This is a genomic window from Cardinium endosymbiont of Oedothorax gibbosus, assembly GCF_936981045.1.
GTDB lineage: Bacteria > Bacteroidota > Bacteroidia > Cytophagales > Amoebophilaceae > Cardinium.
In genome coordinates this window covers 249,799-263,313 of sequence record NZ_OW441264.1, presented here as the reverse complement: position 1 = coordinate 263,313, position 13,515 = coordinate 249,799, and the positions used below count along the sequence as shown (strand labels likewise).

The window sequence follows — 13,515 nt, the reverse complement described above, 5'->3', positions numbered from 1 at the left end:
ACCCAATAAAGTGCCGTAACCTATGCCCTTATGGGGGATCTTTCTTAGATTGCCCTTGATATGCTTGATACTATCTGCTAATGATGCACTGATCTCTAAGCGAACCGGATAGATGGTAGTGAACCAACCTAATGTTCTAGTTACATCAATACTACCATCAATCGCTTCTCGACCATGACCTTCTAACACAATATGGTTAACCCTATGGCCAGTGATTTCAGCTAAACTATAACCAAGGGCTGTCAACAATAGATCATTGATTTGGGTATGGTAGGCTTGGTTACTTTTCTGTAACAACCGAACCGTTTGTTGCTTGCTTAGTTGTAGACTACTGTAGTGGCAGGTAGTTTCACTGACCATCAAACCATTCAACGGACTGCTGTTATAATCGGATAAAACATGGATCCAGTAGTCTTTTTCAGATGCATGACTAGCTGCATATTCCTCTACTGCATGCACCCATTGGCGGTAACTACTGCCTTTTAAGCCTAACTTATGACCATGGTAAATAGCCTTTAGATCTTCAGTCAATATACGCCAACTTACCGCATCTACTATTAAATGGTGTAGGGAAAAATGGATGCGGCTACTACCATCTTGATACCCATGGATATAGCCTATGTTATAGACTGGTCCATTTTCCAAATCAAATCCACTTTGCCAATCGGCTAATACTTCCTGTAACTTAGCCTCAAATGATTTACTACCTTCTTTAACTGGTAACGTCCTAACATCTAACACCTTTAGTGGTTCTACTGCTGCATTTGCATCATAATATTGCCCATAATGCTCCTGCTCTGCTACTTTCTTATACCTTAACCTAAAGCCATCATGGTGCTGGACCAATTGCGCTATACCTTTTTCTAGTTGATTTAAATCTAAATTAAGTGTTTTGATTAGAAATGCTTGATTCCAATGATGAGCAGCGGTAAAGTTATGTGCAAAGAACCATTGTTGTACCGGTAGTAAGGGTAGTTCACCCGTTAGTATACCTTGCTCAGTTTTTAACTGTGCATCACTATCTACCTTTTTACTCAAGACATGATCATAAAGTTTTTCAATGGTTTTATAAGTAAAAATATCTTTAACACCAATATGTAATCCTAGCTTTTGCCTTAATCTACTGACCAACTGAATACTTACAATACTATCTCCCCCTAATCTAAAGAAATCATCCTCTATGCCTACTTTATCTTCATCCAATCCTAATACCTCTGCCCATATCTGGCATACCTTTTTTTCTAGCCCATTCCTTGGCGCTACATAACCACCTTGATTGGTAAATTCAGGCTCTGGTAAAGCTTTTCTATCCAATTTACCATTAATGGTAAGAGGTAGCTGATCTAGGTGTACCAATAGAGCAGGTACCATATAGTCTGGTAATTTAGATTGCAGATAATTAAGTATTGCTCCTTCATCTAATCTAGTCTCTGATACATAATAACCCACTAGATATTTATGACCAGCTCCACCCTCTGCCTTGTCCTTATGCTCTCTAGCTAGTACCACACTTTGTTTAATAGCTGGATAACTGGATAAAGCAGTTTCAACTTCTCCTAATTCAATACGATAACCTCTAATTTTAACTTGGAAATCATTCCTTCCTATACACTCCAAATTACCATCTGGTAACCAACGTACTAAATCTCCCGTTTTATATAATCTTGCATTCTTTCCTAATCTTTTCTCTTCTCCAGTTTGGAATGGATTAGCTATAAACCGCTCAGCGGTAAGGTCAGATCTGTTTAAGTAACCTCGGGCTAGACCTGCTCCGCCTATATACAATTCTCCTATAGCTCCTATAGGTAGGGGAGTTAAGGTGGTATCTAATACATATGATTTTAAATCAGGTATGATCTTACCTATATATGAGTACGCTACCAAATCCTGTTGTGTTATTGGTTTATGGGTGACATGCACAGCAGTTTCTGTAATACCATACATATTGATTAACTTAGGCTGATCATAGCCATAGCAAGCAAACCAATCTTGTAATTGGAAGGGCTTTAAGACTTCACCACCAAATATAACATACCTTAAGTGGGTTAGTTTTTCCTTATGAATAGCTATCTCTATAAATTGATAAAAAGCACCAGGCGTTTGGTTTAATATGGTTACTTGCTCCTTATTGCATAACTCGTAAAACAAGTTGAGCTCTCTTGTTTCCTCATAGGAGGGTATAACCAACTTGCCTCCGTAAAGCAATGCTCCCCATATCTCCCACACACTAAAGTCAAATATATAGGCATGGAATAATGTCCAAACCTCTTTATCACTAAACTGATACCAATTATCTGTTGCTGTAAATAACCTCATAATATTACCATGCAGTTGTAATACCCCCTTAGGCTTACCAGTAGTTCCTGAAGTATAGATTACATAGGCTAAATGAGTACTTATTGTTTCTGTATTTGGATTAGCTATTGATTGTAACAATAATTGTTCCCCTAAAGGCTTACCATCTATAGCTAAGATGTCGCATAGTTGACTTACTGCTACATCTTCCTGATTGGCTATTCCAGCTGTATTGGTCAAATTATATTGACTAATAGCTTCTAACCTTTGCTGATGGACCTGATTAGTCAATACTAATTTAGTATCAGTATCTTCTAGTATATACTGAACTCGCTCATCAGGATAGCTTGGGTCAATGGGTACATAGGCTCCTCCAGCTTTTAACACAGCTAGAATCGCTATCAACATATGCTCACTACGGTCCAAACACAAGGCTATTAACGCATCAGGTTGAATCTGATAATGTTTTATTAAATAGTTGGCTAACTGGTTAGATTTCTCATTTAGCTCTTTATAAGTAAGCTTTACCTCTTCATATACTACTGCTATATGACCTGGAGTCTTCTCTACCTGTTCTTCAAACAATTGATGAATGGTCTTATGAGCTGGATATGCTTTATCTGTATCATTCCAGGTAGCTATAATTTGATTATACTGTGCTGGGGTAAGATAATCCAGATTAGATACCTGCTGATCAGGATCACTAGCTATTTGTTCAAGTAAGCCTTGAACGATCAATAATAAATCTGCTATAGTATCTTTGCTAAATAATTCTCCTGCATATTTAAGCACAAAAGTTAACTGATGATTGGCTTCATAAGCTATTACCGCTAATGGATAGTCCAGTTTCTCTACCGATTCTTTAAAGCTTATTTTTATATCTTCATGCGCTTCCTTACCAATTAAATCAGGATAATTTTCATATACAAATAAGCTATCAAATAACCTTTGACCCTCTTTCTGTAGCTTAGCCAAGCTTATATCGCTTCTGCTATTGATCTCATTGATATCGCTTTGGATCTTCCTGATAGCCTCTATAACGCTTATATCACCTTGATGGGTTACTACCAAAGGAAGGGTATTGATATATAACCCTACCGAGTGTTCTATATCATCTATAGGAAGATTTCTACCTGACACAGTAGTACCTACTACCGTTTGAAGACTGTTTCCATAAATACTTAATACTTTATGCCATACATATTGTAGCAACGCATTTAAAGTTACACCTGCTACCTGGCTTAATTGCTTTAATCCATCATACAGATTACCTATAATGCTTACTATTTGATCCTGAGGATTACGGATATGCCTATGTTCGTTGATGCGTAACTGTTGGCCACTACTGGATAATAACCCACTTAAGTCAGTTCGTTCTTCTATTTGTGCTATATATCCATCCCAGTAATCCTTATTGGCTGCCTGATGAGTCTGTATATATTGCTGTGCGGCTGGATAACTAGCATCTACCTTTAATGGTATGACTGCTTGCGCCTGTACTTTTAAGTAGGTATCATGCACATATTTAAATAGTATTTGGTTGCTCCAACCATCTAGTATGGCATGGTGATTACTAAAAATGCAGGTATATAAATCTTTCTTTTGTTTAATTAAATATACTCTAAACAGATTACCTAAGGCTAGGTTATAGGGTTCCTGTCGATCTTGTTCTTGAATTTGCTTAATCTTAGTAGATTGGGCAGCCAGATCTTGCATTTGACTTATATCGATATAATGCCAATTTAAGTAACCTACCCTATCTATTATTTGAATCAACTCCCCTTGCCAGTCTAGTCTTAATCGTAAACTACCAAACTTAGCTTGAGCCAATGTCCAAGCTTCTTTTAAGTGATCAACATCTAATGAAGTATGATATTCCCAAATCACTTGTATGCGATAGGCATCATCGATGTCTCCTTGGCTTAAAGCATGGTAGATAAAGCCTTGTTGTAAGCTATTGGCCAAATATACTCCTTCTATTTCTCTGGATTCCTGTAATAGATCTAACCGCTCTTGACTGATAATGTAATCTATATCACTTGTGGTTAAATGACTTCTGGTTTGCCCTACGGTATGATCAATGACCTCTTCCAGTTTTTGCTTAAACGCGTCAGCCAGTTTTTGGGTAGTGGCTATATCTAGCTTACTGGATATATCAAACTGAAGTTGACCATTGATTACTAGGCCATTGATATTAATAATACAAGGATCTTGATTGGCACCATCTACGGTTATACCAGCCGCTTCACTAACAATAGGCCATCCATCTAATGTTCCATCTTTCTTATCAAATTGTCCTAGGTAATTAAAACTTATCTTGGGTAGATCCTTTTTATAACCCAATAAAGTGCCGTAACCTATGCCCTTATGGGGGATCTTTCTTAGATTGCCCTTGATATGCTTGATACTATCTGCTAATGATGCACTGATCTCTAAGCGAACCGGATAGATGGTAGTGAACCAACCTAATGTTCTAGTTACATCAATACTACCATCAATCGCTTCTCGACCATGACCTTCTAACACAATATGGTTAACCCTATGGCCAGTGATTTCAGCTAAACTATAACCAAGGGCTGTCAACAATAGATCATTGATTTGGGTATGGTAGGCTTGGTTACTTTTCTGTAACAACCGAACCGTTTGTTGCTTGCTTAGTTGTAAACTACTGTAGTGGCAGGTAGTTTCACTGACCATCAAACCATTCAACGGACTGCTGTTATAATCGGATAAAACATGGATCCAGTAGTCTTTTTCAGATGCATGACTAGCTGCATATTCCTCTACTGCATGCACCCATTGGCGGTAACTACTGCCTTTTAAGCCTAACTTATGACCATGGTAAATAGCCTTTAGATCTTCAGTCAATATACGCCAACTTACCGCATCTACTATTAAATGGTGTAGGGAAAAATGGATGCGGCTACTACCATCTTGATACCCATGGATATAGCCTATGTTATAGACTGGTCCATTTTCCAAATCAAATCCACTTTGCCAATCGGCTAATACTTCCTGTAACTTAGCCTCAAATGATTTACTACCTTCTTTAACTGGTAACGTCCTAACATCTAACACCTTTAGTGGTTCTACTGCTGCATTTGCATCATAATATTGCCCATAATGCTCCTGCTCTGCTACTTTCTTATACCTTAACCTAAAGCCATCATGGTGCTGGACCAATTGCGCTATACCTTTTTCTAGTTGATTTAAATCTAAATTAAGTGTTTTGATTAGAAATGCTTGATTCCAATGATGAGCAGCGGTAAAGTTATGTGCAAAGAACCATTGTTGTACCGGTAGTAAGGGTAGTTCACCCGTTAGTATACCTTGCTCAGTTTTTAACTGTGCATCACTATCTACCTTTTTACTCAAGACATGATCATAAAGTTTTTCAATGGTTTTATAAGTAAAAATATCTTTAACACCAATATGTAATCCTAGCTTTTGCCTTAATCTACTGACCAACTGAATACTTACAATACTATCTCCCCCTAATCTAAAGAAATCATCCTCTATGCCTACTTTATCTTCATCCAATCCTAATACCTCTGCCCATATCTGGCATACCTTTTTTTCTAGCCCATTCCTTGGCGCTACATAACCACCTTGATTGGTAAATTCAGGCTCTGGTAAAGCTTTTCTATCCAATTTACCATTAATGGTAAGAGGTAGCTGATCTAGGTGTACCAATAGAGCAGGTACCATATAGTCTGGTAATTTAGATTGCAGATAATTAAGTATTGCTCCTTCATCTAATCTAGTCTCTGATACATAATAACCCACTAGATATTTATGACCAGCTCCACCCTCTGCCTTGTCCTTATGCTCTCTAGCTAGTACCACACTTTGTTTAATAGCTGGATAACTGGATAAAGCAGTTTCAACTTCTCCTAATTCAATACGATAACCTCTAATTTTAACTTGGAAATCATTCCTTCCTATACACTCCAAATTACCATCTGGTAACCAACGTACTAAATCTCCCGTTTTATATAATCTTGCATTCTTTCCTAATCTTTTCTCTTCTCCAGTTTGGAATGGATTAGCTATAAACCGCTCAGCGGTAAGGTCAGATCTGTTTAAGTAACCTCGGGCTAGACCTGCTCCGCCTATATACAATTCTCCTATAGCTCCTATAGGTAGGGGAGCTAAAGTGGTATCTAACACATATAACTTACAATTATCATATATATTTCTTTTAGCTACATTACCATTAGAATGTATCTCAATGCAATAAACACCAACTGTTGTTTCAGTTGGACCATATTCATCATATATTTTTACCTTGTTATTAAGATATGGTAGCTTGCTTAGAATAGTGACACCTAATTTCTCTCCGCCAAATATAACTTTATTAATTCGTGTACCATTTAAAAAATCAATTAATAACTCACCATAACTTGGTGATAGCTTCACCATAGATATTGAATTATTGACTAGATAATTTCTGTATGATTCCAAATCTTCTAATTGACCACCATAAACAGCAACTTGGAACCCTAAACACAAACTACATAATGTAGTTGTAACAGTAAAATCAAAACTAAGACTTGAAGACAGGTCAACTTTCTCACTATAAGATAACTCTATATAATTCTGAAAATTCAAAATATAATTTACTATTCCTTTATGCTCTACCATTACCCCCTTAGGCTTACCAGTAGTTCCTGAAGTATAGATTACATAGGCTAAATGAGTACTTATTGTTTCTGTATTTGGATTAGCTATTGATTGTAACAATAATTGTTCCCCTAAAGGCTTACCATCTATAGCTAAGATGTCGCATAGTTGACTTACTGCTACATCTTCCTGATTGGCTATTCCAGCTGTATTGGTCAAATTATATTGACTAATAGCTTCTAACCTTTGCTGATGGACCTGATTAGTCAATACTAATTTAGTATCAGTATCTTCTAGTATATACTGAATTCTCTTATCAGGATAACTTGGGTCAATGGGTACATAGGCTCCTCCAGCTTTTAATACAGCTAAAATCGCTATCAACATATGCTCACTGCGATCTAAAAATAAGGCTATTAACACGTCAGGTTGAATCTGATAATGTTTTATTAAATAGTTAGCTAACCGGTTAGCGCTTTCATCGAGTTGCCTGTAGGTTAACTTTACCTCCTTATATACTACTGCTATATGACCTGGAGTCTTCTCTACCTGTTCTTCAAACAATTGATGAATGGTCTTATGAGCTGGATATGCTTTATCTGTAGCATTCCAGGTAGCTATAATTTGATTATACTGTGCTGGGGTAAGATAATCCAGATTAGATACCTGCTGATCAGGATCACCAGCTATTTGTTCAAGTAAGCCTTGAACGATCAATAATAAATCTGCTATAGTATCTTTACTAAATAATTCCCCTGCATATTTAAGCGCAAAAGTTAACTGATGATTGGCTTCATAAGCTGTTACTGCTAATGGATAGTCTAGTTTCTCTACCAATTCTTTAAAGCTTATTTTTATATCTTCATGCGCTTCCTTACCAATTAAATCAGGATAATTTTCATATACAAATAAGCTATCAAATAACCTTTGACCCTCTTTCTGTAGCTTAGCCAAGCTTATATCGCTTCTGCTATTGATCTCATTGATATCGCTTTGGATCTTCCTGATAGCCTCTATAACACTTATATCACTCTGATGGACTACTACCAAAGGAAGGGTATTGATATATAACCCTACTGAGTGTTCTATATCATCTATAGGAAGATTTCTACCTGACACAGTAGTACCTACTACCGTTTGAAGACTGTTGCCATAAATACTTAATACTTTATGCCATACATATTGTAATAATGCATTTAAGGTTACACCTGCTACTTGGCTTAGTTGTTTTAATCCATCATACAGGTTACCTGTAATGCTTACTATTTGATCCTGAGGATTACGGATATGTCTATGCTCGTTGATGCGTAACTGTTGTCCACTACTGGATAATAATCCACTTAAGTCAGTTCGTTCTTCTATTTGTGCTATATATGCATCCCAGTAATCCTTATTAGTTGTTTGATGCGCCTGTATGTATTGCTGGGCAGCTGGATAACTAACATCTACCTTTAATGGTATGACTGCTTGCGCCTGTACTTTTAAGTAGGTATCATGCACATATTTAAATAGTATTTGGTTGCTCCAACCATCTAGTATGGCATGATGATTACTAAAAATGCAGGTATATAAATCTTTCTTTTGTTTAATTAAATATACTCTAAACAGATTACCTAAGGCTAGGTTATAGGGTTCCTGTCGATCTTGTTCTTGAATTTGCTTAATCTTAGTAGATTGGGCAACCAGATCTTGTGTTTGACTTACATCGATATAGTGCCAATTTAAATGGCCTATCTTATCTATTATTTGAATCAACTCCTCTTGCCAGTCTAACCTTAATCGTAAACTACCAAACTTAGCTTGAGCCAATAGCCAAGCTTCTTTTAAATGATCAACATCTAATGGAGTATGATATTCCCAAATCACTTGTACGCGATAGGCATCATCGATATCTCCTTGGCTTAAGGCATGGTAGATAAAGCCTTGCTGTAGGCTATTGGCCAAATATACTCCTGCTACCTCTTTATCGCTTTGTAAGCTATCCAAGCATTCTTGACTGATGATGTAATCTATATCACTTACGGTTAAATAACTTCTGGTTTGCTCTATGGTATGATCAATGACCTCTTCCAATTTTTGCTTAAATGTATGAGCCAGTTTTTGGGTAGTGGCTGTATCTAGCTTACTAGATATATCAAACTGCAGTTGACCATTGATTACTAAGCCATTGATATTAATGATATAAGGATCTTGATTGGCACTATCTATGGTTACACCAGTCGCTTCACCAACAATAGGCCATTGATCTATTCCATCTTTTTTATCAAATTGCCTTAGGTAATTAAAACTTATCCTGGGGAGATCCTTTTTATAACCCAATAAAGTGCCATAACCTATGCCCTTATGAGGGATCTTTCTTAGATTTTCCTTGGTATGTTTGATACTATCTGCTAATGATGCACCAATCTCTAAGCGAACTGGATAGATGGTAGTAAACCAACCCAATGTTCTAGTTACATCAATACTACCATCAATAGCTTCTCGACCATGACCTTCTAACACAATATGGTTAACCTTATGGCGAGTAATTTCAGCTAAGCTATAACCAAGCGCTGTCAGTAATAAATCATTGATTTGGGTATGATAGGTTTGGTTACTTTCCTGTAACAACCGGACCGTTTGTTGCTTGCTTAGCTGTAGGCTGCTGTAGTGGCAGGTAGTTTCACTGACCATCAAGACATCCAATGGACTGCTGTTGTAATCGGATAAAACATGGATCCAGTAGTCTTTTTCAGATGAGTGGCTAACGGCATATGCCTCTACTGCATGCACCCATTGGCGGTTACTACTGCCTTTACTACCTAGATCTTTACTGTAGTAAATAGCTCTTAAGTCTTCAGCTAATATACGCCAACTTACCGCATCTACTATTAAATGGTGTAGGGAAAAATGGATGCGGCTACTACCATCCTGATAGCCATGGATATAGCCTATGCTATAGACTGGTCCATTTTCCAAATCAAATTCACTTTGCCAATCGGTTAATACTTCCCGTAACTTAGCCTCAAATGATTTACTACCTTCTTTAACTGACAATGTCCTAACATCTAACACCTTTAGTGGTTCTACTACTGCATTTGCATCATAATATTGCCCATAATGCTCCTGCTCTGCTACTTTCTTATACCTTAACCTAAAGCCATCATGGTGCTGGAACAGTTGCGCTATACTTTTTTCTAGTTGATTTAAATCTAAATTAGGTGTTTTGATTAGAAATGCTTGATTCCAATGATGAGCAGCAGTAAAGTTATGTGCAAAGAACCATTGTTGTACCGGTAGTAAGGGTAGTTCACCCGTTAGCATACCTTGCTCAGTTTTTAGCTCTGCATCACTGTCTACCTTTTTACTTAAGACATGATCATAAAGTTTTTCAATGGTTTTATAAGTAAAAATATCTTTAACACGAATATGTAATCCCAGTTTTTGCCTTAATCTACTGACCAGTTGAATACTTACAATACTATCCCCCCTTAATCTAAAGAAATCATCCTCTATGCCTACCTTATCTGCAGCTAATCCCAATACCTCTGCCCATATCTGGCATACCTTTCTTTCTAGCTCATTCCTTGGCGCTACATAACTATCTTGATTGGTAAATTCAGGCTCTGGTAAAGCTTTTCTATCCAATTTACCATTAATGGTAAGGGGTAGCTGATCTAAGTGTACTAATAGAGCAGGTACCATATAGTCTGGTAATTTAGATTGCAGATAATTAAGTATTGCTCCTTCATCTAATCTAGTCTCTGCTACATAATAACCCACTAGATATTTATGACCAACTCCACCCTCTGCCTTGTCCTTATGCTCTCTAGCTAGTACCACACTTTGTTTAATAGCTGGATAACTAGATAAAGCAGCTTCAATCTCTCCTAGTTCAACACGATAACCTCTAATCTTAACTTGAAAATCATTCCTTCCTATATATTCCAAATTACCATCAGGTAACCATCTAACTAAATCTCCTGTTTTATATAACCTTGCGTTTTTTCCTGATCTTCTTTCGTCTTCAGTTTGGAAGGGATTGGCCATAAATCGCTCGGCGGTAAGATCGGCTCTATTTAAGTAACCTCGGGCCAGACCTGCTCCGCTTATATATAATTCCCCTATGGTGCCTATTGGTAAGGGAGTTAAGGTGGTATCTAATACATATGATTTTAAATCAGGTATGATCTTACCTATATATGAGTACGCTACTAGATCCTGTTGTGTTATTGGTTTATAAGTGACATGCGCAGCAGTTTCTGTACTACCATACATATTGATTAACTTAGGCTGATCATAGCCATAGCAAGCAAACCAATCTTGTAATTGGAAGGGCTTTAAAGCTTCACCGCCAAATATAACATACCTTAAGTGGGTTAGTTTTTCCTTACGAATAGCTATCTCTGTAAATTGATAAAAAGCACTAGGCGTTTGATTTAATATGGTTACTTGCTCCTTATTGCATAACTCGTAAAACAAGTTGAGCTCTCTTGTTTCCTCATAGGAGGGTATAACCAACTTGCCTCCGTAAAGTAATGCTCCGCATATCTCCCACACACTAAAGGTAAATATATAGGCATGGAATAATGTCCAAACCTCTTTATCACTAAACTGATACCAATTATCTGTTGCTGTAAATAACCTCATAATATTACCATGCAGTTGTAATACCCCCTTAGGCTTACCAGTAGTTCCTGAAGTATAAATTACATAGGCTAGATGCGTACTTATTGTTTCTGTATTTGGATTAGCTATTGATTGTAACAATAATTGTTCCCCTAAAGGCTTACCATCTATAGCTAAGATGTCGCATAGTTGACTTACTGCTATATCTTCCTGATTGGCTATTCCAGCTGTATTGGTCAAATTATACTGATTAATAGCTTCTAACCTTTTCTGGTATACCTCATTAGTCAATACTAACTTAGTACCCGTATCCTCTAATATATACTGAATCCTTTCATCAGGATAGCTTGGGTCAATGGGTACATAGGCTCCTCCAGCTTTTAATACAGCTAAAATCACTATCAACATATGCGCACTGCGATCCAAACATAAGGCTATTAACGCATCAGGTTGAAGCTGATAATGTTCTATTAAATAGTTGGCTAACTGATTGGCTCTTGCATTTAGCTCTTTATAAGTAAGCCTTACATCTTCATATACTACTGCTATATGATCTGGGGTTCTTGCTACTTGCTCTTCAAATAACTGATGGATAGTCTTATGAGCTGGATATACTTTATCTGTAGCATTCCAATTGTAAACAATTTGATCATATTGTTCCTTAGAAAGTAGCAAGTAAGATATAATAGGTTTTAAATTGGCTATATCCTTTACAGCAACCAATTCATCCAAGATGGCTAAAAACAGCCGCTTATAGCTGTCTATAAAGTCATCTAATAAATCTCTGTTAATGTTATCTAATCTATACCTTACTCGATAACAAATTTGATTATCCCTAAATTCTTGTTCAAATAATAATTTTGTAGATAGATCAATATTAGTATTACTATGAACCTGTGCTGTTATACCTTTAAATGCAAAAGGCTTATCTTTTAAGTTCGTCTGAACAAACTGGACATCTAATAGAGATTTGTCGGATACTGATATAATATCAAATATAGGTAGATAGCTATGGTCAACAACCCCATATTTTAATGATTGGATAAATGCTTTAGATTGATCAATTAGATCTAAAATATTATTTACTTGACTAAAGTTATAAAGAATGATATTGGTATTAAAACCGACCCCATATAAGAAATCTCTTCCCTGTTCAATGGGCACTAGATAACTTATGCCAAAATTATTTTGGCCAGTGTATTTGTACAGTAAAAGGGCAAATATACTCTGACTAAATAGATAAGGGGTTATGTTACATTGTTCTTTCAACCTATCTAGTTTCAATAATACTGTTTGATCAAAGCTGAACCTTAGCTCTCCTATACCAGTAAGCTCGGAGATTGACCATCCAGATACATCTTGTATAGGATGGTTGCATCTAAAGCGTAGAAAACTTAAATCTATAGGTTCGCTGTCCAACAATTTTTCTCTCCAAAATAACTTGCTAGTTGCATGGTTGCGTTGGTAATTTTTTACCAATGTATCAGATAAAGCTGAAATCTTTAATACTTGCTCTTGAGTAGAAACAGCGGATGTATAATACTTGCTATTATAGTAATTGGATAACTCATTTACAAAATGATCAAATGATAATCCATCTACAACTATATGGTGCAAAACAATAATGAACCTGTACTGATTGCTTTGTGTTTTTGCCAATCCAAATCTATACAATGGGCCATTTGTTAACTCACAAGGCTTTTGTATATATGCTAATACATCTTGTTTGGTTAATCCATTTTTAAAATGGGTTAATGCATATATTTTAGGGTTCTTTATCCAATATAGTTCTCCATCTATCTCTTCGATATGGCTATTTAATATTACATGATCAGCAATAAAGCGTTGAATAGCATCATTTAATCTAGATATATTTAATTTACCTGTTAACTCCTGATCCCATACTATATTGTAATCACTTCTATATGGATCTAATTTCCATTCATAAAAAAATATTTTATGAAAAGGTGATAATAATAATCGTCCCAT

General features: G+C 36.4%; 1 protein-coding gene (only partly in view). It reads right to left on the bottom strand.

The features are described from left to right. Positions 1–13,515, bottom strand: partial view of a non-ribosomal peptide synthase/polyketide synthase gene (locus tag NBW36_RS01215; RefSeq protein ID WP_250238582.1) — the 5' portion only. Its footprint begins 18,159 nt before the window's first position; the window shows 13,515 of its 31,674 coding nt (coding positions 1–13,515); the start codon lies at positions 13,513–13,515; the stop codon falls past the left edge of the window.